The organism is Nocardioides sp. S5 (assembly GCF_017310035.1).
In the GTDB taxonomy this organism is placed as follows: Bacteria; Actinomycetota; Actinomycetes; order Propionibacteriales; family Nocardioidaceae; genus Nocardioides.
Genome location: NZ_CP022296.1, coordinates 2534019 through 2555688 on the forward strand (window position 1 = coordinate 2534019; position 21670 = coordinate 2555688).

A 21670-nucleotide genomic window follows, 5' to 3' on the forward strand; every position below is an offset into this window, starting at 1 on the left:
TGCCGGTCCTGTGGACAAGTCCCGTACGACAGTGTTGTGAACCCGGTTAGACGAGCGCCCGTCTTTGTCGATCGATGCTGAGGTCACCGCCGTTCTGCGTGCGGTCCGCGTCGTCAGCGATTGCCCGCGCCCGCCGGATTGCCTGCTGCGCTCGGGCGACATCGAAGTTCTGCACTGTGTGTCGGACCTCTCCGAGAGCGCTCGGACCGTCAACCTGGTAGCGATCGCGATAGGCGGCGACAGTCCTGACCTCGTTGAGCCAGCGTCTGCGGTCTGCGTCGCTCACAGGTGGCGTCCCAAGGCGCTTGAGCCAGGACGCGTCGGCCCCGACTGCGTTGAGGGCCAATACGGCGGCCCGCGACTCCATCAGCCTGTGTCGTTCTGCGAGCGCGGTCATCATCTCGGGACTCATCGGCCCCCTGGCCGCCGGGATCAAACCGGCAATGTGTCCATGGTGAGCAGCTCTCCTGCCACGCTCGGGGAGTGCCTTCTTGCGGAGTCGGCTGATCAACACAGCTCCTACGTCCTGAGCGTCCTCAAGTGATCGCTGTGCCACGAGCGCCGGCAGGACTCGGCCGACGTCATGACCGTTCGCTTCGGCACGTCGCAACTCGGCAGTGAGCGGACCGAACGAGTCGGACCCGAGAACTAGGTCGACCTGGTCGTCGGTCAAGCCGCAATTCCCCACCAGGCCGACCCAGCGGTCCCGCTGGGCAACGGCCGCGATGGTTTCATACTCCGCCGCGAGCTGCGCGATGGATGACCACCTCTCTTGCTCCTCCACGATCATCTGGTGGGCAGACAGGTCCGCGCCAGAGTGCTTCAGGACCCCGTACAAGACAGTCCGACCGTTCACTTCGTCGGGCTCTGGCGGGGCGTGAATCTCGTCTGGCTTGTCGAGAGCGACGTACGCGATGTTCACCTCTCTCCCCCGTGTCATCGAGACGTATAGGTTCTCGCGGGTGGTGGCGCGTGAGACGACGACGTGTGAGGTGTCGACGGTGATGCCTTGGGCGCGGTGAGCCGTCACGGCGTACCCGAGCTCGACGTGCACTGCGACGTACGCCGCTGGCAGCGTCACGCTCTCCCCCTTCACGTCGAGACGCTGGACGGTCACCGAGCCGTCCTTACCCACTCCCGTGACGCGCCAGCGGTCACCGTTGCGGACCCATCCGCCACGCGTCGTCGGGAGACGGCGGTCGTTTCTGCGGGTGATGACAAGGTCACCGATCGACGTTCGGGTGCTGTCGGCGAGGTTTACCTCGATGCTTCCCGCCGGATCGCCACCGGCGATGCGGTCGGCGCGGGCTCGCGTGTTGAGGTACCTCACGGTCTCGGTCGCGTCTGCTATGAGGATCGCGGCGCGACCAGCCTGGACGTCATCCCTCCAGGCGAGGTAGGCAGCGTCCACCATGTCGTCGGTGGTGCCCTCACGGACCCGGTCGCGTTGGGCGTACGTGCCGACGACTTCGACGCGGCCGAAGCGCAGGTCGAGCGACGCGGCCTTCTCCCATTCGTTGGTGAAGCGATGGACCTCGGTGAGCTCCGGAGTGTCGGGACGGGCGGACGCCAGGAGCGTGAACGCCCCTCCTGCCTCGACCGACTGGAGCTGCGCCCAGTCCCCCACCAGCAGCACCTTCGCCCCGGCCTCTGAAGCTAGAGCGGCGAGTCGGTCGAGAGCCAAGGTGCCGGCCAGTGTGGCTTCATCGACAATCACGAGCTGTCCTGTCTCGAACTTCGCCCGCCCGCGGTCGTGCTCGTGCAGCCACTTGGCGGTGTTTTCACACCCGATGCCGAGGTCTTCGGCGAGCACTTGGGCGGCGACAGCGCTCGGAGCGAGCCCGACGACGCTGCCCTTCCCGTGTTGGATCGTCCAGGCTGTCTTCAGAGCGTGCATGGCGGTGGTCTTGCCCGCGCCGGCCGGACCGACGAGAAGGTCGACCTGCCGCCCGGACACGGCAATCCGCGCGAGCGTCTCGACCTGCTCAGCACTCAGGCCGTGTTGCCTGAGGGCCACGCGCTCGAGGAGATCAAGACTGACTGACGGAGCTGTGAGGTTGGTCGTTCGAGCCAGTAACCGGTCCTCGGCCGCGAGCAGCCCCTCAGCCGTAAAGACCACCGAGTGCCGCGGCCGGAACACTGTGGACCCGTCCTTCCGCTGGAAGACCTCGGGGCTGATTGCCAGCTCCAGCGGGGTCAGGGACACGGACTCCCGCTTCGCAGCATCGACGACCATCCCGATCACGGCTTCGCGGTCCTCGACACTGGCGAAGCGCCACCCCATCGTCTGCCGGGACGCCTCGGCCCAGAGGTTCCAGTGCCGCCACGTCGACCGCCCCTCGCTGACCGACCCGACCACCGAGGCGCCCACGTCAGCGACGACGTCGAGCGGGATGTCGTCGGCCCGAAGGGTCGGGCGGGCGAAAGGACCCGCGGTGGTTCTGCGTGCCCACCCGAGTGCGCTCGCCCCGAGGATCGTCTGCGCCCGTTTCCTCCATTCGGTGGTGAGATCGAAGAGGGACCGGATGACCTTCTCGGGACGGGTAGCCAGGGTCGCCTTTGCTCGCAACTCGATGATCCGCGTCGCGGAGGGGCGGCACCCGTGCCGGGCGACGTATTCCTCGATCAGACGGTCGGTCTCCTCATCGACCATCCGAGAGCGACCTGAAAATGCGTGGATGAGCGACTCCGGGACGGGCTCCAGTTCCCAGGCAACATTGTGGTTCTTGCCTCTGTCGCGCTGCTCCCACTCGATCCCGAAGGTGCGGGTCATGCGGTCAGCAAGTACCGCGTTGTAGTGCGCCGACAGCGCCACCACAGCCGCATGGAGCGGCCGTCCGTCCAGGCTGCGCCACCGCCCGTCCTCTGCGGTCTTGACCTTGTTGGAGATGACCACGTGCGTGTGGAGCTGCGGGTCACCATGACGCGAATCCCAATGGTCGTACGCCGTCGCTACGATGCCGACGATGTCGGCCTGCGCCACGGCGCCGTCGCCGGCTGCGACTCCCCTGCGGGTCGTGGCGACCTCGCGCTCGAGGAACGCGACTACTTCGTCGAGGGCCCGGTGGTGAGCCTCGAGGATGAGTGCCTGGGTTCCCGCGTCCGCAACGCCCCAGAGCGTAGAGACCGACTTGGGGGCGCTGAACGTGAAGTCGTAACCCGCGACTGCCCGTCGCGTGCCGGTCGCCACTTCTTCGTGCGTAATCATTGCGGCGGCCTCGTGCCGCTGCTCGTCGGTGAGGTCATTGGGCAGCTTGGCTACTCGAGCCGCGACTCGCGACCTCACTCCCTCGTACTCCGGAAACGCACGACCCAGTGGCTCACCGGTCACGGGGTCCCGGCCTGAGCCGAGAAGCAGCGCAAGCTGCTGGGGCGTCACCCCGTCGCCCTGCCTGATCCGACCGTTGCCGAAGGCGTGGAGCCCCGAGCCCAGCCAGCGACCGGGCGGCGTGCCCTCCTCGGTGTAGTACCTGGTCAGCGCGGTCGACCCGCCCATCTCGCGATCGCCACGGACCACGCTCTTGAGCAGGTAGTCGTATCCCCTGCCAGCCGACATCACCCGCATCGAGACGGTCACCGACACACACCTCCTCGGCATGCAGGTGCCGACGCAGGTCCACAAGCGGCCCAAACCACCAGTTCTCCACAGCCGCCGTCCCACAGAACCCCCCTCGATCTGCAAACGGTGTATGTCGAGAAGGACGACCTGCAGGGCGAGGACGGGCGGATGTGGACCGGCGTCGACACCTGAGTGAGAGGGAGCAGATCGAAAGGATCGAGGGGAATCATGGGAGACAGTTGCGTGGGGCAGGTGGTCAGTGCGTCAATTGGTTCTGACGGAGTTCAATCCGGGAGCTACGAAGTTCTCCGCCAGTTCCTTCTCGGGGCGCCCTCGTGAGGGAAGTCAGGAACTCGGCGATGACGATTTCGCGGGGAGCACACGCACTAGCGGCAGCAGCACTCCTGCTGGCCGCGGTGAGTGCCTGCGCCGGCGACGAGGCGGACCCACCCGCAGGCGAGCGGCCGAGCACCACCGACTCAGTCTCAACACCGGCGACCTCAGAGGCGACGCCCACAACAGACAGTGAGGCAGCCGCCGCTGACGCGTCGGCATTGGTGCGGTCCTTCTATGCCGTTCGCGACGAGCTCCGCACGGACCCGACGGTGAAGCTCACCACGCTCCGTAGCGTCGCCATCGGCGGGGAACTCTCTGCTCAGCGGTCCCTATTCACCAGAGAGCGCGAACAGGGCCTTCACCAGACCGGCCGGACAAGGATCGCCGAGCTCACGGTTGAAGGAGTCGTGCTGGACAACTCCGATCCCGATGGTGGTCGCGTACCCACAGTCCAGGTCGACGTGTGCTACGACGTTCTGGGCGTCGACATCCTCGACAGCAACGGAAGGTCGGTCGTCAGTGACGACCGACCCGACACCGGGTGGATTCGCTACCTGGTCTCCAACTACAACTTTGAGGCGAACCCGAGCGGTTCGTGGCGTGTCGCCTCCAGCCAGAATCTCGAGCGTCCGCCGTGCGATCCTGCATAACGCGAGTCCTCATTCCCGCCATGGTCGTGGCACCTCTGTTACTGCTCGGCCCAGCTCCGGTCTTCGCTGACACCGAGTGTCAGGTCAATGACCCGCAGACGGGTGTCTGCCTCGTCTGGGTGGAGGTGCCTGGCACTCCAGGCACCCCAGGCGAAGAAGGCGATGACGTTCCGGAGCAAACGGGCGCCGGCCAGGGCTGCGTCTGGGATGGCGCGGCTCTGGGCATCACGCAGCCCCCGCCAGGTCCGGTGCCGTGTTCATCGGATGCGGGCTACTGGTCCAACGGCTTGAACTGCTACATCCAGCTGGCGACGCCCGTGCCACCAGCTGGCGACCCCGCATGGCAGGGACACGAACCAGGCGACGGCGCCGTTTATCACTGCTACCAACCTCAGACCGGGATCCTGGTCTACCTCTGGTCACAGGATCCGCCGCCCGACTCGGGCACCACGGCAACACCTGGCGAGGTCGCCCAGCTCGCGATCGAGGACATGGAGCTCAAGGCGATCAACATCGGGCTTGCCCCCGAACCAGGCCCGGACAATGTCGGCCTGGTCGGCATGCCGGTGTGGATGTGGGCGGCAAGCCCGGACGACCACACGTTCGGTCCGATCACAGCAAGCGCCTCGGCCGGCGGGATCACGATCACCGCCACGGCCAAGGTGCACAGGATCACGTGGGACATGGGTGACGGCACCCGAGTGGTGTGTCGAAACCGGGGCACGCCCTACCGGCCGGAGTACGGCAAGCAGGAATCGCCCGACTGTGGCCACGTCTACACGTCGTCTAGCTCGCAGGAGGCGGACTCCAAGTTCACCGTCACTGCCAGTTCGGACTGGGTCGTGGAGTGGACAGGAGCAGGGCAGTCAGGAGTCATCCGACTGAACGGACTACGGCGATCGGTCGCGATCGCAGTCGGTGAAGCGCAGGTGCTCGTGCAGTAGCGCGCACCGCGACCGGAGAGGTATCGAGCATGACCAGCACCACCACGAGGAACGGTAGGAGCGTCGAGCGTGGGTCGACACCGACCTCCCCTCCGCCGGTCCCGCCTCCCAAGCTCCGTCGCAGGCCAGCCTTGGTGGCGGGGGCCGTCGCCGCTATTTGTCTCGGGGCACTGCTCGCTGCCTGGGCGTGGACGTCGACCACGAACACGCAGGAGGTCCTGGTCGCGCGGTCCACCATCGAGCGCGGCTCACTGATCACGGAAGACGACCTAGCGCAGGTCCGGATCAGTGCTGATCCAGCCCTGTCCCCCGTGGCTGCCTCCGCGTTCGATGACCTTGTCGGGAAGCGGGCCGCGCTCGACATCGCTGAAGGCGCGCTGATCACTGCTGGGGCCACCACCACGGAGACGATTCCCGAGGACGGGGCTTCGATCGTCGGGGTTGCCCTCTCGCCAGCCCAGTCACCGGGAATGGCGCTGCAGGCCGGAGACCGCGTCCGGGTCGTGGTCACCCCACCCCCCGGTGGTGAGCAGTCGTCAGGACCTCCGGCGTTCAACGATGCCGAGGTCGTGGAGGTCAACTACGACTCCGAGAGCGGCGTCTTGGTCGTCGACGTCCTGGTCCCGCATGCAGACGCCACGGTGCTCGCCGCACGTGCCGCCACCGGCAACGTCGCGCTCATCCTTGATTCCCGGGAGAGGTGAGGTCGTGGCCGTCATCGCGCTCACCTCGGCGTCCGGGTCGCCGGGTGTCACCACGACCGCGCTGGGCCTGTCGCTCCTCTGGCCGCGACCTGTGTTGCTGGTCGAGGCCGATCCGACGGGGGGCTCGGGGGTTCTAGCCGGCTTCTTCCGCGGCTCACGGGAGTACGACTCAGGACTGATCGAGCTCGCCTTGTCGTCGCACGACATCACCGACGCGCTACCGGGGGTGGTCCAGCGGATTGAAGGCTTAGCGGCGGGGTTCATCGCTGGCACCCGTTCGCACGCTCAGTCCGCGGGCCTGCGCGACCTGTGGCAGCCACTGGCGGGAGCGTTGGCCGATCTCGACGCCACTGGTCAGGACGTGATCGTCGACGCCGGACGTCTCGGTCTGGTCGGGGCGCCCGAACCGCTGCTCGCGAACGCAGACGTGTCTCTCCTTGTCGCCCGGACCACACTCCCAGCCCTGGCTGCGGCGCGATCGTGGTCTGAGACGGTGCGCAAGGCCGCCGCATGGCGTGATGCATGCGTCCTGCTCGTGGGTGAGGGCCAGCCCTACTCCCGCAAGGAAGTGGCGTCCGTGCTGGGGCTGCCGGTGGTGGGTGCTGTCGCCGACGACAGGGACGCCGCCGCTGTCTACCACCGTGGAGCCGCTCCCCCACGCCGCTTCGATACCGGTCCGCTCGTACGGAGTCTGCGTGCGGCAATCGAGGCGATCCAGGCACGCATCGCCAGCAAGCGCGGCGAGCTGGCGGAGGCCACTCGATGATCAGCCGGGCTGAGATCGACACCCCCGTCGAGGCGGCCGACGTCGCCAAGCTGCCGCTGTTCGCGCAACCCATCCCGCCGCTTGAAGGCCCCGTGGTTGGACGTGAGCCGGTAGGCCTTAGCCCCCCGGATCCGTCAGAAGCACCGAACCTCGACTGGGGTTTGGTGGCCGCACTGCGTGCTCAAGCGTCCGAGCAGCTGAGCCAGTCGATCGCTGCCGATCGTGCTCGTCTTGGTCCGGCATCGCAGCAGGAGCTCGGCCGCTCCATCGTGCTGGAACTGATCGACAGCGCACTGGCCGACGAGGTCAACGCCGGTGGCATGGCCTGGACGATCGCCCATCAGGACGCCATGGCCCGTGCGGTCTTCGACGCACTGTTCCGGCTCGGTCGTCTCCAGCCACTCGTGGACGACGACCGGGTTGAGAACATCATCATCACCGGGCACGACCGAGTCATGCTCGAGCTCATCGATGGTTCCCTGACCCGAGGAACAGCGGTCGCGGACTCCGACGAGGAGCTCATCGACTTCCTGGTCTTCCTCGCCTCCCGCAGCGAGGTCAACGCCCGCGGCTTCTCCGAGGCCCAACCGAAGTTGCACCTACGCCTCGACGGCGGTGCGAGGCTCGCCGCCGCCGCGTGGGTGACACCTCGACCGTCGGTCGTGATACGCCGCCACCGCCTCATGAGCATCACCCTCGATGAGCTCGTCGACAGGGACATGCTGTCACCGGTCGCGGCCTCCTTCCTCCGCGCCGCCGTACGTGCTCGCAAGAGCATCGTCGTGTCCGGCAGTCAGGGAGCCGGCAAGACCACCCTCGTGCGCGCCTTGTGTGCAGAGATCGACCCGCTCGAGGCCATCGGAACCTTCGAGACCGAGTACGAGCTACACCTCCACGAGCTCGATCGCCACGAGGTCGTCCACGCCTGGGAAGCCCGACCAGGCTCCGGCGAGCGAAGCCTCGACGGCAGGCAGGCCGGGGAGTTCACCCTCGACGAGGCGCTGGTCGACTCCTTCCGCTTCAACCTGTCGCGCCAAATCGTCGGCGAGGTCCGAGGCAGGGAGATCTGGGCGATGATCAAGGCGATGGAGTCCGGGACCGGCTCCATCTCCACCACCCACGCCTCCGACGCGGTGGCAGCAGTCCGCAAGCTCGTCACCTGCGCGATGGAGGCCGGGCCCCACGTCACCCACGGCTTGGCGACCAGCAAGCTCGCCGCCACGATCGACCTGATCGTGCACCTCGACCTGCGCACGACGGCCTCCGACGGGGCCTCCCATCGGCATCGTCAGATCGCCGAGATCATCGCCATCGAACCGGGTGAACGCGACACCGGCTACGCCACCACGCACGTCTTTACCCCCGACCGCAACGGTAGGGCCGCGCCAGCGGTGCTGCCCGACGCCTACCGGAGTCTTGCCGCGGACGGCTTCGATCTCTCCGGCTTCCTCGCCCAGCAGGACGCACGCTCATGATCGTCCTCGTCCCTGCACTTAGTGGCGCGCTGCTCGTGGCCGGGATCCTTGGACTCGTCGCCGGGCTACGACGCGTGGAGATGCCCGCAACCAAGCCATCGAGGGCGCGCTGGGTACGGCTCGGTGGTGTGTCCCGGCGAACGCGGATCCTTCTGGCCGCGGGTGTGGTGTCCGGGCTGGTGGCATTCCTTATTACCGGGTGGGCCCTCGCCCTCGTCACCCTCCCGGTCGCTGTCCTCGGTCTGCCGACCCTGCTCTCCTCGCCGCCCGCATCTGCTCGCATCCGCCGGCTGGAGGCGATGGAGGAATGGACCCGCGCCTTGTCCGGCGTACTGACGGTCGGCGTCGGTCTCGAGCAGGCCCTCGTGGCCACGTTGCGCTCGACCCCGGACGCGATCGCACCGGAGGTCACTCGCCTGGTGGCTCGGCTCCGCGCTCGCTGGGTCACCGAGGACGCAATCCGTGCCTTCGCCGACGAGCTCAACGACGCCACCGGCGACCTCGTAGCAGCGAATCTGATCCTCGGTGCTCGCAGACGCGGCGCAGGGCTGGGAGCCGTGCTGGAAGGACTGGCCGAGTCGGTCGCAGCCGACGTACGCGCGCGCCGCCAGGTCGAGGCCGACCGAGCCAAGCCCCGCTCGACGGCACGGTGGGTCACCATCATCAGCGTCGGGGTCCTCGTGATCCTCGCGGTTTCGGGGACCTACGTCGAGCCGTACCGCAGCCCGTTCGGTCAGATCATCCTCGCGGTCCTGCTCTCGGCCTACGTCGCCACACTCGTGTGGATGCGGCAGATGGCGATCGGTCGCCCACTTCCCCGCTTCCTCGACCACCAGCCGGGAGCGAACCGATGACGACCGGGCTGCAGCTCGCGCTGCTCGCCGGAGCCATGGTCGGGCTGGGGCTCGTCCTCCTGACGGCCCGACTGAAGCCGGCCGAACCCGACCTCGCCGACGCCCTCCGCCGCCTGACGCCGACCCGCGCGCCGCGGACAGAGACGTCAGGACCTGCGGCCGCAGGCAAGGAACGCATCGGGGTCTGGGCGATCCGCGCACTCCCTCCCGGCGTGTGGGTCCGCACACCCACACGGGAGTTGGCGCTACTGCGCCTCCCGCTCGCACGGTTCTACGGGGACAAGATCGTCTTCGCGTTCTTCGGATTGCTCATCCCACCCCTCCTCGCCGCCTTCCTCGAGTTCCTCGACCTCGGGCTCCCGCTGACGATCCCCGCCTTCGCGTCCCTGGGGCTGGCCGTGGTGATGTTCTTCCTGCCCAACTACAACGCCATCGATGAGGCGAAGAAGGCACGTCTCGAGTTCACCCGCGCCCTCGGTGCCTACATCGAGCTCGTCGCTCTGGAGCGCAACAACGGCTCGGGTGTACGCCAGGCCATGGAGGCAGCGGCCGAGATCGGGGACTCCTGGGTCTTCCAACGCCTCAACGAAGAGCTGACGCGCTCCCGATGGTCAGGGCTCCCACCCTGGGAGGCCCTGCACACCCTGGCCGACGAGCTCGGACTCCCCGAGCTGGACGACTTCGCCGACATCATGCGCCTGTCTGGTGAGGAAGGCGCAAGCGTCTACGCCAACCTGCGTGCCCGCTCCGCAGCGATGCGCACCGCGATGCTCAACGACGAGCTCGCCCAGGCCAACGCAGTTGGCGAGCGGATGACCATCCCCGGCTCATTGCTGGGCGTCATCTTCATGGCGCTGCTCGTCGCCCCGTCGCTGCTCCGGATGTTCAGCAACACCTAAATCAGAACGACTAGAAGGAAGGGAACAAAGCGATGCTCCAGATCTGCACAGCATTGGTCAGACTCAAGGTCGAGCTGACTGCCCGGGCAGGCCCCGACGAGCGTGGCTCGGTCACCACCGAGCACGTCTTGTGGGCCGTGGCCGTCATCGGGATCGTGGCCATCGTCGTCGCGGCGGTGAGGACCTATGTCACGACGCAGGCCGGCAACATCCAGTAGGCGCAGCGACCGCGGCTCGGCCACCATCGAGCTGGTCATCCTGCTGCCCGCACTGTTCGCGGTCATGTTCATCGGAGTTCAGGCCGCGCTCTACCACCACGCGCGCGAGGTGGCCATCGCCGCCGCCCAGGAGGGGGCTCGCACAGCCGCAGGCGAAGGCGGCAGCGAAGCCGCCGGCACCACGGCCGCCACGTCATTCGTCGCCGATGCCGGCGGTGACGACGTCCTGGCCGGCGCCACCGTCACGGCGAGCCGCTCCGCCGCCACCGCGGTCGTCATCGTGACCGGACGCAGCCTTAGCGTCGTGCCCGGGTGGAACCCCGTCGTGCGACAACGCGCCAGCATGCCCGTGGAGAGAGTGACTGCGCCATGAGATCGCTGATCGGCCCGCGAGTCAGCAGGGACGGCAGCGAGCGTGGATCCGCATCGGTCGAGGCAGCGATTGCCCTGCCCGCCTTCGCGCTGTTTGTGGGCCTGATCATCTTCGGTGGCCGTACGACGGTTGCCCACCAGGCGGTCGAGTCGGCGGCTGTCGACGCCGCCCGATCCGCGTCGCTGGCACGAACCCGGTCCACCGCCGAGACCGCCGCCACCGCAGCCGCCACGAGCAGCCTGGCGAATCAGGACGTGGCCTGTGTGAAGGTCACCGTCCACGTCGACACCGACGCCTTCACCGCAGCAGTAGGCCAGAACGCTGCCGTGCACGTCACCGTCGGCTGCCTGCTGGACCTCGAGGATCTCGCTGTGCCGGGAGTACCAGGCAGGCGCAGTGTCCAGGCCAGGGCGAGCAGCTCGCTCGACACGTGGCGGGAGCGCTCATGACCCGCGACGAACATGGCTCGATCACGCTGTGGATGGCCACCGCGAGCTTCGCGATGATGATGGTCGTCGGGCTCGCCGTCGACCTCGGCGGGCAGGTCCACGCCCAACAGCGCGCCCACAATGTCGCCGGTCAGGCCGCGCGCGCCGGAGGCCAGGAGGTCCAGGCAGCACCGGCAGTCCAGGGACGCTACGTCGCCATCAACGTCGCGGCCGCGCGCACCGCAGCCCAGGACTATCTCTCCGCCGCGGGCGTGAACGGGACCGTTTCCGTGACGGACGGCACCACCATCACCGTCAACGTCACCGACACCTATCGCCCCAAGTTCCTGAGCATCATCGGCCTCGGCGACTTGCCCGTCACGGGTGAGGCCTCGGCACGACTGATCCGCACCGTCGCAGGGAGCGAACAATGACTCCGCCCACCCTCCGCCAGAGACTCCAGGGACTCGCTGCCACGCTCGTCATCCTGTTCCTCGTGATCGGCATGCCGCTCCTGCTGATTGCGATCGGCGCCCACACGTGGGACACCGAGCTCAGTGAGCTGAACCTGCTGCTGTCCCGTCCGGACGACGGCACCCTCGCCCTCACCGTCATCGCAGTGTCCGCCTGGACGGCATGGATCGTGGTCGCAGTCTCCGTGGTCGTCGAAGCCGCCGCCTTCATACGCGGAGTGCCGACTCCGTCGCTTCCCGGGTTTCGCCTCCCGCAGCACGGTGCCAACCAACTCGTCGCTGTGGCCGCGCTGTTGTTCATCGCAAGTCCGACGGTTTCCCCGGCGGTCTCGCCTGCGCCCGTCCACGCGGCCTCCGCGGCGCCCGTCCCACACACGCCACAACTGGGTTCCCCCGAGACTGCGCCCGTCCTCGCCGAGTCAGCGCCCGCCCCGACCGGTGCCTCGGCAGCTCCAACGCCGGTGACCATCGACTACACCGTCAAACGGGGCGACAGCTTGTGGCGGATTGCCGAACGCATGCTCGGCGAGGGTGCGCGCTACACCGAGATCGTCGAGCTGAATCGCGAGGTGCTCCACGGGCGCCCCGACTTCATCGTCGCTGGCACTGTGCTCAAGGTCCCTCACGAAGCGGACTCCTCTGCCGCCGAACAGCCGGTCAAGGAGTACGAGGTGCAACCCGGTGACACGCTTTCCGAGATTGCTGAAACGCAACTTGGTGACCCGCTGCGCTACCCGGACTTGTTCGAGGCGTCGCGCGACACGATCCAGCACAACGGGGCACACCTGACGGACCCCGACCTGATCAAGCCCGGCTGGACGATCACGATCCCCGACACTACGCATCGCGGCGGCAAGACCGGGACACCTCAAGGCCAAGTACCAGAAGTCGTCGTCCCACCGCAGGTGCAGCCCACCCCTGAGGTCGACCCGACCCGCGCAACTGTGCCGGAGCCCGACCCGACGCCTGCGGCGGAAGCGACGTCCCCAGCGGTCGACGAGACCGCTACCCCCGGCTGGCTGCTGCCGGGCCTCACTGGCGCCGGTGCACTGCTCGCCGGTCTGGTCCTGCTCGCTTTGCGTGCCCACCGCAACACCCAGCTCCGCTATCGCCGCCCCGGCCAGACCATCGCCCCTCCCCCGCCAGAGCTGCGCGCCGTCGAAAAGACAGCGATGCACGCGGGAGCCCCCATGACAGGAACCATCAAGCAACTCGACCAGGCATTGCGTGCGCTCGCCGCCGACACGGCGGCTGCAGGGCTCGCCATCCCACGCCTGGTGCGGGCGGTCCTCGACAGCGACACGGTCACACTCCACCTGGCAGAGGACTCCGATCTCCCTGCTCCGTGGGCCGGCGCCGGTGAGGTCTGGTCGACACGGTTGGGCGCGGAAGGGCCGACGACTGACGTGTTCGCCCCGTACCCCCTGCTCGTCTCAATCGGCCAGGACGAAGCCGGCGGACTTCACCTCCTGAATCTGGAGTCGTTCGGTGTGGCAAGCCTGAGCGGCGGCACCGACGCTGCAACTTCCCTCGCACGCCACGTCGCTGCGGAACTGGCACTGAACCCGTGGTCGGTGCTCGTGAACGTCAACGTCATCGGCTTCGGGCAGGAGCTGGCCGAGCTCGACACCCTGCGCCTTCATCACCACGACAACGGGGACAAGGTCATCGCCTCGATCGCGGAGAACCTCGCCACCGCCCAGCAGTCGGGCTCCGGCGAGCCCGATCCGTTCTGGGCAGTGATCACCACCGGCGACGGTGCGAGCGAGCTCGCGATGCTGCTGACTGCCTCTGCGACCGCTCGGCTGGGCACTGCCCTCGTAACCGTCAACGCGCCCGTCCCTGGATCGCTCGTCATGGAGGTGGACAGCCGCGGACGCCTGCTCGCGCCCGCCCTCGGCCTGGACCTACAAGCCGCCGGTCTTACCGTCGCCGAAGCATCTGCGTGCGCAGCGATCGTCGATCTCACCCGCGATAGCGAAGCGATACGCATCCCCACGACCACCTCGGCCGCGGACGGGTGGCGGGCACTGACAGATCACGCAGGAGCTGTTCGCTTCGACCTGGCAGGGGGCCGCGAGGTTCGGGGAGCCAGCGAAAGCTCGCTACTGCCACGACCGGTCGAGGAGTACCTCGACGCTGCCACCACGACGGCGGAGGACGTCGTCGCCCTCGCTCCGGTTGTTCCGGCACAGGTGCGCAGGCAGGTCGAGCAGTCCGACCCCACCCTGGATCAGGACGTTGCCGACTGGTTCGACACCGAAAGCGTCCGCCCCCGGCTAGCCCTTCTGGGCCCGGTCAGCGCTCGCGCGTACGGCGTGGTCGCCCCGGCGATCACCAAGCGCCGGCCCTACTTCGTCGAACTGTTGGCCTTCCTTGCCCTGCATCCGGAAGGCGTCACCGGTAGCGCGGTGGCCGATGCCTTCTCGATCGCGGGCTCGCGTGCAAGAACTGACCTCGGCTCGCTGCGTGCCTGGCTGGGACAAAGCCACCGAACCGGCCACGAACACCTGCCGCCGGCAAACGACTCCCCGACCTTCCGAAAGACCGGGGTCAAGGCCTACCAGGTCCAAGACGTGTTGGTCGACCTCGACCTTTTCCGTCGGCTGCGTGTCCGAGGCGAAGCCCGCGGCGCTGAGGGCATTAACGACCTCGTAACCGCGTTGAGCCTGGTCGAGGGCGTGCCCTTCAGTCACTTGCGTGAACGAGGATGGAGCTGGCTGCTCGACGGTGAACGGCTTCACGAAACAATCGGCTGCGCGATCGTCGACACCGCACACGTCATCGTCATCGACGCCCTCGCGAAGGGCGACCTGGCAACGGCCCGGAGGGCCGCCGAGACTGCGTGCAAGGCGGCACCGTACGACGACATCTGCCGCCTAGACCTGGTGAAGGTGACCGCCGTCGAGGGGCACGTCAGGGCCGCTGACCGCATTCTCGTGGACGACGTCTTCAACCGAGCAGACGACCACCTGCCGCCAGTCGACCTGCCCGAGAGAACTCGAGATGTGGCTGCCAAGCAAGGCTGGAACGCCTCGCGGGCGTCTGGAAACAACTGAACGCCGGAGTGTCCAGTGGCACGGCCCTCGCACCTATCGGGAGAGGACGGCCGCCAGCCTGGGGATCAGGGACGGGCAATCGCGGCGGAATGACGCATGCGCGTCACCGCTCCCTAAAAGCTCCGCGCTCCCACCAGTCGATCGCCGGGTCCTCACGTATGTACCGTGCGGCCACCTCGACGTTGCCTAGGTTGCAGTACTTCCAGAGCTCTTTCGCCGCTCGGGAGTACTGGAACAGCACGCGGTCCATATCGAATGGGTCGAGATCACCGTCGCGGAATTGATCGATCGCGCCGGCCACGTGGGCGACGAGTTCGGCGAGCTCTGCCTCGTGGTAGGCGGCCACTTGTTGGCGTGCTTGTTGACGCGCTGCCTTCTCGGACACCTACTCAGGCTAGTGCGACTCTCCTTCGAGAGCCTTGCACTCATCGCGGCAGATGAGTGCGTTCGGCGTGCGAACGGGCGCAAACGTGGAGGTCTTGATCAACCGTTGGTGGTCACTCAGGAACGACTCGGACCGTCAGGGGCTGCCCACCATCAGGGACAAACGTTGCTCGGCCCGCGATCGCATCGACGGGGATGGTGACCGTCCAGGAGACGAGACCTACGTCGTCGCCCTCGTTCTGCGCATCAACTGTGGCCAGTGGTCGTTCCTCGCCACCCTGCCGCAACCGCAACTCGATGTCCTCCCTCGGCCGCTCGTGGAGCGGGGCACTGCATCCGACGTCACGATCACCACCGTCATCGCATCCCTTCACGTAACCGGCAGACGTCAAGGTCACAACCTCGCCGGGGACGACGCTGAGTTGAGTGCGGCCGTCGTCGAACTGGAGAACGCCTGTGGCACAGTCCGCCGACGCAGAATCGACCGGCAGCGGCACCAACACGACGACGGCGACCAGCGTGACGGCGGCACGAGCGAGTACGGGTCGCATCCGTCACCTCCAACGGTCGGACGGGGGTTCAGCCGACATGATTCCACGATTCACTGCTGGGTCTCGGTCATCCGCTCATCGCCAGATGCGTGCACCCATCGCGGCAGTGCGCACGGTGCCGCATTACGGATCTGGTTTCTTGTTGTGTCATTCCGTTTGCGGCTCTGCACCAGGTTGCGGCCTGCGTGGATCGCCGGCCGAACCGAGCAGGGCACGTGTCAGGGCAGCAGAGTCGGACTGCAGCTCGGCGGTGGCGGCTGCGAGGTCATCATCGCAGGGCTCGCGGCCCGCCATGGCGGCGATCAGCACCGCTCGTCGGACGAGTTCCTTGGCGTATGACGCCGTGGTGCCGATGGAGTCGCGCGCCGCTTGGGCCACCGCAGGGCGGGTGAACTCAGCGTGTGCACCGTATAAGTCGATCAGCGCTCGTCGTGCCGCCTCGTGCGGAAGCGGTATCTCCACGGCCAAGTCGACGCGTCCCGGTCGCTGGGCGAGCGCCTTCTCCAGCGCCTCGGCGCGGTTGGTGGTGAGAAGGAAGACCACGTCCGCGTCCGGGTCGAGTCCGTCCATCGCGTCCAAGAGTGTGAAGAGCAAAGGGGAGGCGCCTCCGCCGAAGTGGTGATCGCGATCCTCAGCGATCAGGTCGCAGTCCTCGATCACCACGATTGCAGGTTGGTGCGCACGGGCGACCTGAGCAGCTGCACTTACGTGCACCATCTCCGCGCCGCTGAGGAGCACCACCGTGGCCTGAGGAGTTGCACCGATGAGATGGCGCACGGTGTGCGTCTTGCCTGTGCCCGGTGGTCCGTAGAGCAGGACGCCGCGTTTGAGGTGCTGACCCTTGTCGCGCAACTTATCGCGGTGCTCGGCGAGCCCGACAACGTGGCCACGCACCTGCTCCAGCGTGCCTTCCGGCAAGACAACGTGGTCAGCCGGGAGGTCCTGGCGGCGATGGAAGACAAGGCCGGACATCGAGCGCTCGTAGGGGTTGCCGCTGAAACTGATCACTTGACGCCACAGGACGCTGTGTCGCATGGCCTCGTCACGGACTTCGGCGAGCAGCGCCGCGGCATCCTCCGTCGTCGTCGCAAGCACCTCAAGCCGCGATTGTGAGCCGTACTGGGGGTTGCCGACCCGTTGAAGGACGGCGAGCGGCGACCCGTTGTGGTGGAAGAGATGGAGACCGAACGCAACGGTGGCTCGCTCGGTGTCGGGACCCGTAGGCACGTTGAGACGATCAACTTGGCCTCTGGTGAAGCGTCCCCATTCCGCCTGTGACATCAGGTCGCCCAGCGAGCTGTGATGACGCTGGTCGCCACCGCCCACCCCGAGCAGCTGGGACGCTGGGTCACGAGCAGCGATGATTTCGAGGGCGATGTCGGTGTCGGCCCACCGGTGGACGGAGATGGGCTCCACCACGACCGGGACCTCGTCAGCCCTAACGCCGAGATGCGCGTCCAACACCGGCATGAGGTCCTCGCCACGCCGCTTGCTTGTCGGCCCGTCCTGAACGAGCTGCATCACAAGCCGCTTCAACGCCTCGCGCAGGTCGTCGTCGTACTGACCGTCTCGTTCTTCCCCCAAGGCCATGACCCGAACCTAGCGGCTGGAGCGCTTCCCGGGGGCGTACTTACGTCTGTCGTGCGACCCACGCGGTGTTGTCGCCGGACGCCGGTCGCCGTGCTGCCACCATTTCGGTGGTGACCCCCCGAAAGACCGCGTCTCGCCCCGAGCAAGCGGGCTCTTGCGAGCGCATCGCGGCAGATCCGGGCGAGCGTAGCCGCCCTCAACGCGGCAGATCCGGACGTTGGAGAACAGGTGGTTGTCAGGGTCGACGGTTCAGCGGACCGGTTCGCACCGGCGTCCCGCTCACGTCCAGCAACTCCATTCGCGCGTAGCGACCGAAGTTGCCGTCGAAGACAAACAAAGCGACACCGTTCTCGACAGCGTCGTCGAGGGTGCGCCCCGTCATGTCGTCGATTGCTCGCGCCACCCCTGCGGAGGGGTCAGCGACCCATCCACCCACGACCGACATCTCGCGCGTGTCGCCGCCCCAACCTCCCCAGGTCATCCAGACATCCTGCTCACTAGTGGCGCGCACGCTGCCCATCGAGCGGCCGCTGGGTCGCCACACCCCGTCTGCGTACCGCTGCATACCGTAGAGACCGCGCCGCTGCACGCCGGTGTCGTCCTCGAATGCCACTGCTACCACGTAGTGGTCTCCGTCCCGCTTCTCCCGGACCAAATCCACGGACGTATCGACAGGGTGAACCGCCCCGGCAAGTCCGGAGACTCCATTCGTTGGGAAGGTTGGAGTCATGTCAGGGAGTACGCCGAAGAGGTACCCGGCCGAGCTGCGTGAGCGGGCGGTCCGGATGGTCACCGAGATCAGGGCCGACCACGAGTCGGAGTGGGCGGCGATGACGAAGGTCGCCGAGCTGCTGGGCGTCGGGACACCGGAGACGATCCGGAAGTGGTGTCGCCAGGCCGAGGTCGACGCCGGCCAGCGGCCCGGGATGACCTCGGAGGAGTCGGCGGAGCTGAAGCGGTTGAAGCGGGAGAACGCCGAGCTGAAGCGGGCCAACGCGATCCTCAAGAGCGCATCGGTTTTCTTCGCGGCCGAACTCGACCGGCCACAGCGCTGATCGTGGCCTACATCGACGAGCACGTCGGTGTCCGCGACGGCGACGGTCTGCGATGGGGTGTCGAGTCGATCTGCGACCAGCTCACCGAGCTGGGCTGCAAGATCGCCCCCGCGACCTACTACGAGCACCGCTCCCGCAAGCCCACCTCCCGCGAGGCGCGGGACGGGGAGCTGAAGGCCAGGATCGCCGCGGTCCATGCCGCGAACTACGGCGTCTACGGCGCCCGGAAGGTGTGGCTGACGTTGAACCGCGAGCGGCCAGCCGGGGAGCCGCCGATCGCGCGCTGCACCGTGGAGCGGCTGATGGGCGAGATGGGCCTGGCTGGTGCGGTGCGCGGGAAGGTCAAGCGGACCACGATCAGCGACCCGAAGGCGCCCAAGCCGCTGGATCTGGTTGACCGCAACTTCGCACCGCTGGCACCAGATCGCCTGTGGGTCGCGGACTTCACGTATGTCTCGACGTGGTCGGGCTGGTGCTACACCGCGTTCGTCATCGACGCCTACGCCCGCAGGATCCTGGGCTGGTCGGTGGCGACCACGATGACCAGCCAGCTGGTCGTCGATGCGGTCGAGCAGGCGATCTGGACCCGACAGCGTGAAGGCAAAGACTTGGCCGGTCTGATCGCGCATCACGACCACGGGGTCCAGTACCTGTCCGTCGCCTACTCCGAACACCTGGACGCTGCCGGGATCAAGCCGTCGACCGGAGCGGTGGGCTCGTCCTACGACAACGCCCTGGCCGAGTCGGTGATCGGGCTCTACAAGACCGAACTGATCAAGCCGAGGCGGCCGTGGAAGGGCTTCGACGACCTCGAGATCGCGACAGCCGAGTGGGTCGACTGGTTCAACCACCGCCGACCCTTCGAGTACTGCGACGACCTCACGCCAGTCGAGGCCGAGCAAGCTCACTACGCTCACCACCAGACCCCAGCAATCGCTGGAGTCTCAAACTAGAAAGTCTCCGGACACGCCGGGGCGGTTCAGCATGTTGAACGGCAAGCTGTCCGCGCTGCGTTGGGTGCTTGGCGCGGAGTGGGACTTTCTAGATACATGACGTTCGTTGCCCTACGAGCCCAGCGCTCCGGCCGACGGCTGTCGACCGGAGCGCCTTGACGGGTCAGGCAGCGGTGATCTCGATCCAGCCGCGTCGCCTCGACTCCTGGTAGTTGTCCCGCAACTCACGCTCAGCGAGTTCGTCGAGGTCGCGGGGCAAGGTGCAGCCGCCGCCACCGATCGCGTATCCCAAACCCTGATCCGGCTGACAGCGGAGATCCGGGTGGACCTCGCGACGGACGAGAATGCAGAGGTCGTGCTGATGCCCGTTCAAGCAGCGGACCTTTGCTCTCACCCGATGCTGGCCACTCCGGTTGTCGGAAGCCACCGGGGTCACTTCTTCTTGGTGCCGTACGGCGACTGGTTGGTCGGCTTCAGGCTGACCCCGATCTCGGACGCATGCGACTGCACCGCGTCGGCGGTACGCCCAATCTTGAGCCCGATCACCCGGGTGGGCGTGTTCTGAGACGCCAACTGCTTGAGCGCCTTGTTGTCGCTGCTGGTCCAGGTCTTGCCATGATTCCTCGGCGGCTTACTCACGGTGGTTCTCTCTGGCACACCAGTCGTAGAACCGACCACTGTTTGGTGACGCGCCGGGTGAGCCCCCGTTGGCGGAGCCCACCCAGCCCAGTGCTACGGTTCCCGAACAAGTTCCCGCTTGTATTTTCAGGCCCCGATCGTCGGTTCACCCCGAAGGTCGGGGCTTGCTGCTATGTGCCCACCTAGCAGCGACAGCCGCTAACTACAGCGGTGTAAGTACTAGATGTAGTGGTAACTGTACTCGTCAGGGCCGACACGGCGAAGCAATCACCCACAGGCCTCGCGCGCGGCCGGGCCCAACGCGGGGGCGTGGAACCGACATTGACCCCTCGAATGCGCCTGGTGGCTAGGCCGGCCTTGCGAGGCCTCGCGACTGGTGCGACCCCGGGAGACCTCCGGCGACCCGAGCGCCCCGGGAAATCACGGACCTCGCTTGCGCGCGTGTGCGTCTTAGTGGGCGGTTCGCCGTAGCTTCACGCGTCACGATCGCCCTCGGGCTCAGCCACAGGGCGGCTCGGACGCGAACGGAAGCTACGCCGAGAACTAGCGGCGGTTCGCCGAATTCTGGCTCCCGCCTCGTGCCAGAGCGAGCTTTGTGTCCCGCCCGTCCCACACTCATCAAGGACGGGCGGTACCAGGGAGGGCGGTTATTGGTGCCATAGATGTGGACAGTCGAGTCCATGGACGACCAACCACAGCGGCAGGGCTCTGCACGCTGGAGTCCGCAACTCCTGGACTCGCTCGTACAAGCGCCGGACTTGGCGACGGCGGCGACGCGCGGCGCGGACCGCGGCATCCCAGTCTTCCCGTGCGTCCCCCGTGGCAAGCAGCCCCTCACCGTCCACGGCTTCCATGACGCCAGCACCGACCCCGACATCGTCAGGTCATGGTGGCGACGATGGCCTGACGCCAACATCGGCGTCCCAACCGGTTCGGCCAGTGGCGTCGACGTGGTCGACGTGGACGTCCACGGCGCCCGGTCCGGGTTCGGTGCCTTCGAGCGTGCGCGACGGGCTGGATTCGTCGAGGGGTGGGCGTGGCTGGTCCGCACTCCCTCCGGCGGCCTCCACGCCTACTTCCTTCGCACCGCTGCCACAGACCAGAGGTCGTGGCAGGTGCCGAGCCAGCACATCGACTTCCGCGGCGACGGCGGCTACATCATCATCCCGCCCTCCTGCGCGCGCACCGGTGAAGGCGTCGACCGCCGCTACCAGCAGATCGCGATCGCCGAGCACCACCGGCCCACACTGGTCGACGCCTCGGGGCTGCGGCGGCTCCTCGACCCGCCCAGACCACTGAGCCAGGCCAAGGCCCCGCCCTCGATCGGCAGGACCCCCGACAAGCTGGCCGCGTGGGTTGCCTCGCGTCCCGAAGGTGCTCGCAACGGTGGACTGTTCTGGGCAGCGTGCCGGATGGCTGAGGACGGACACGACCTGGGCAGCACGACCTCGCTGCTCGGTCAGGCGGCTCATGCTGCAGGACTTCCCGAGCTCGAGGCTCTGACCACCATTCGATCTGCCTTCCGGATCGCCTCGCGAGTAGCGCCGGCGGCGCCGTCACGCCCTACGAGAGCGGTTGAGGCGGTGGGGCTGTGAACACCCACGCGCCTTACCGACGCCGTCTCGATCGCGCGCTGTCTGAGCCCATGCCGACGGCCGTACCCGAGCCTGCACCGAATGACCTCGTCCTTCATGGGGACCCCTCACTCCCCCAGCCGGTCCAGCCATCTGGGGACCCGGTCCGACCGACGATCACATGGG

At 67.3% G+C, this 21670-nt stretch carries 21 protein-coding genes; 14 read left to right on the forward strand and 7 right to left on the reverse strand.

Annotation, left to right across the window (positions count from 1 at the left end):
• Positions 1-46: 46 nt before the first annotated feature.
• On the reverse strand, positions 47-3577 hold the full coding sequence (gene mobF / locus CFI00_RS12515) for a MobF family relaxase (protein ID WP_207081483.1): 3531 nt from the start codon (positions 3575-3577) through the stop codon (positions 47-49).
• Positions 3578-3918: 341 nt separating this feature from the next.
• On the opposite strand from mobF, the gene CFI00_RS12520 reads away from it, so the two are divergent.
• The 12 genes from CFI00_RS12520 to CFI00_RS12575 all read left to right on the forward strand — a co-directional run bounded on the left by CFI00_RS12520 (position 3919) and on the right by CFI00_RS12575 (position 14738).
• The gene (locus CFI00_RS12520) at positions 3919-4545 is read left to right on the forward strand and encodes a hypothetical protein (RefSeq protein ID WP_207081484.1); all 627 of its coding nucleotides are present in this window, start codon (positions 3919-3921) and stop codon (positions 4543-4545) included.
• Between the two features lie 20 nt (positions 4546-4565).
• Positions 4566-5489 (forward strand): hypothetical protein, encoded by a 924-nt coding sequence (locus CFI00_RS12525; RefSeq protein ID WP_242532363.1) that lies wholly within the window; start codon positions 4566-4568, stop codon positions 5487-5489.
• 29 nt (positions 5490-5518) lie between these two features.
• The gene (locus CFI00_RS12530; protein ID WP_207081486.1) at positions 5519-6193 is read left to right on the forward strand and encodes an SAF domain-containing protein; all 675 of its coding nucleotides are present in this window, start codon (positions 5519-5521) and stop codon (positions 6191-6193) included.
• A gap of 4 nt (positions 6194-6197) precedes the next feature.
• The gene (locus CFI00_RS12535; protein WP_207081487.1) at positions 6198-6959 is read left to right on the forward strand and encodes a hypothetical protein; all 762 of its coding nucleotides are present in this window, start codon (positions 6198-6200) and stop codon (positions 6957-6959) included.
• A 164-nt stretch (positions 6960-7123) separates the two neighbouring features.
• The gene (locus CFI00_RS12540) at positions 7124-8434 is read left to right on the forward strand and encodes an ATPase, T2SS/T4P/T4SS family (protein ID WP_242532364.1); all 1311 of its coding nucleotides are present in this window, start codon (positions 7124-7126) and stop codon (positions 8432-8434) included.
• A complete protein-coding gene (locus CFI00_RS12545; protein WP_207081489.1) occupies positions 8431-9288 on the forward strand; it encodes a type II secretion system F family protein in 858 nt (285 codons plus the stop codon). Before CFI00_RS12540 ends, CFI00_RS12545 begins: the two co-directional genes overlap by 4 nt.
• Positions 9285-10187: a type II secretion system F family protein gene (locus CFI00_RS12550; RefSeq protein ID WP_207081490.1), complete on the forward strand. Its 903-nt coding sequence runs from the start codon at positions 9285-9287 to the stop codon at positions 10185-10187. The genes CFI00_RS12545 and CFI00_RS12550 overlap by 4 nt, the downstream gene beginning before the upstream one ends.
• 32 nt (positions 10188-10219) lie before the next feature.
• Positions 10220-10405 (forward strand): hypothetical protein, encoded by a 186-nt coding sequence (locus tag CFI00_RS12555; protein ID WP_207081491.1) that lies wholly within the window; start codon positions 10220-10222, stop codon positions 10403-10405.
• Complete coding sequence (locus CFI00_RS12560; RefSeq protein WP_207081492.1) at positions 10374-10778, forward strand: TadE/TadG family type IV pilus assembly protein; 405 nt, start codon at positions 10374-10376, stop codon at positions 10776-10778. Before CFI00_RS12555 ends, CFI00_RS12560 begins: the two co-directional genes overlap by 32 nt.
• Entirely contained in the window at positions 10775-11227 is a 453-nt protein-coding gene (locus CFI00_RS12565) for a TadE family protein (protein WP_207081493.1), read from the forward strand. The genes CFI00_RS12560 and CFI00_RS12565 overlap by 4 nt, the downstream gene beginning before the upstream one ends.
• Positions 11224-11640, forward strand: a complete 417-nt coding sequence (locus CFI00_RS12570) for a pilus assembly protein TadG-related protein (RefSeq protein ID WP_207081494.1) — start codon at positions 11224-11226, stop codon at positions 11638-11640. Before CFI00_RS12565 ends, CFI00_RS12570 begins: the two co-directional genes overlap by 4 nt.
• Positions 11637-14738 (forward strand): LysM peptidoglycan-binding domain-containing protein, encoded by a 3102-nt coding sequence (locus CFI00_RS12575; RefSeq protein ID WP_207081495.1) that lies wholly within the window; start codon positions 11637-11639, stop codon positions 14736-14738. Before CFI00_RS12570 ends, CFI00_RS12575 begins: the two co-directional genes overlap by 4 nt.
• Positions 14739-14841: 103 nt before the next feature.
• Here CFI00_RS12575 and CFI00_RS12580 read toward each other — a convergent pair whose 3' ends face one another.
• The 4 genes from CFI00_RS12580 to CFI00_RS12595 all read right to left on the reverse strand — a co-directional run bounded on the left by CFI00_RS12580 (position 14842) and on the right by CFI00_RS12595 (position 17876).
• Complete coding sequence (locus CFI00_RS12580; RefSeq protein WP_207081496.1) at positions 14842-15123, reverse strand: hypothetical protein; 282 nt, start codon at positions 15121-15123, stop codon at positions 14842-14844.
• A gap of 112 nt (positions 15124-15235) precedes the next feature.
• Complete coding sequence (locus tag CFI00_RS12585; RefSeq protein ID WP_207081497.1) at positions 15236-15673, reverse strand: hypothetical protein; 438 nt, start codon at positions 15671-15673, stop codon at positions 15236-15238.
• Positions 15674-15820: 147 nt separating this feature from the next.
• Entirely contained in the window at positions 15821-17263 is a 1443-nt protein-coding gene (locus CFI00_RS12590) for an ATP-binding protein (RefSeq protein WP_207081498.1), read from the reverse strand.
• Positions 17264-17498: 235 nt separating this feature from the next.
• Complete coding sequence (locus tag CFI00_RS12595) at positions 17499-17876, reverse strand: hypothetical protein (protein ID WP_207081499.1); 378 nt, start codon at positions 17874-17876, stop codon at positions 17499-17501.
• A gap of 115 nt (positions 17877-17991) precedes the next feature.
• On the opposite strand from CFI00_RS12595, the gene CFI00_RS12600 reads away from it, so the two are divergent.
• A protein-coding gene (locus CFI00_RS12600) for an IS3 family transposase (RefSeq protein WP_207081500.1) occupies positions 17992-19271 on the forward strand; the annotation gives its coding sequence in 2 pieces (ribosomal slippage) (positions 17992-18280 and positions 18280-19271; 1281 coding nt in all).
• Between the two features lie 163 nt (positions 19272-19434).
• Here the strand turns inward: CFI00_RS12600 and CFI00_RS12605 are convergent.
• Complete coding sequence (locus tag CFI00_RS12605; RefSeq protein ID WP_207081501.1) at positions 19435-19698, reverse strand: hypothetical protein; 264 nt, start codon at positions 19696-19698, stop codon at positions 19435-19437.
• 5 nt (positions 19699-19703) lie between these two features.
• Positions 19704-19910 (reverse strand): hypothetical protein, encoded by a 207-nt coding sequence (locus tag CFI00_RS12610; RefSeq protein ID WP_207081502.1) that lies wholly within the window; start codon positions 19908-19910, stop codon positions 19704-19706.
• 758 nt (positions 19911-20668) lie between these two features.
• On the opposite strand from CFI00_RS12610, the gene CFI00_RS12615 reads away from it, so the two are divergent.
• Positions 20669-21505 (forward strand): bifunctional DNA primase/polymerase, encoded by an 837-nt coding sequence (locus tag CFI00_RS12615; RefSeq protein WP_242532365.1) that lies wholly within the window; start codon positions 20669-20671, stop codon positions 21503-21505.
• Positions 21506-21670 lie beyond the last annotated feature (165 nt).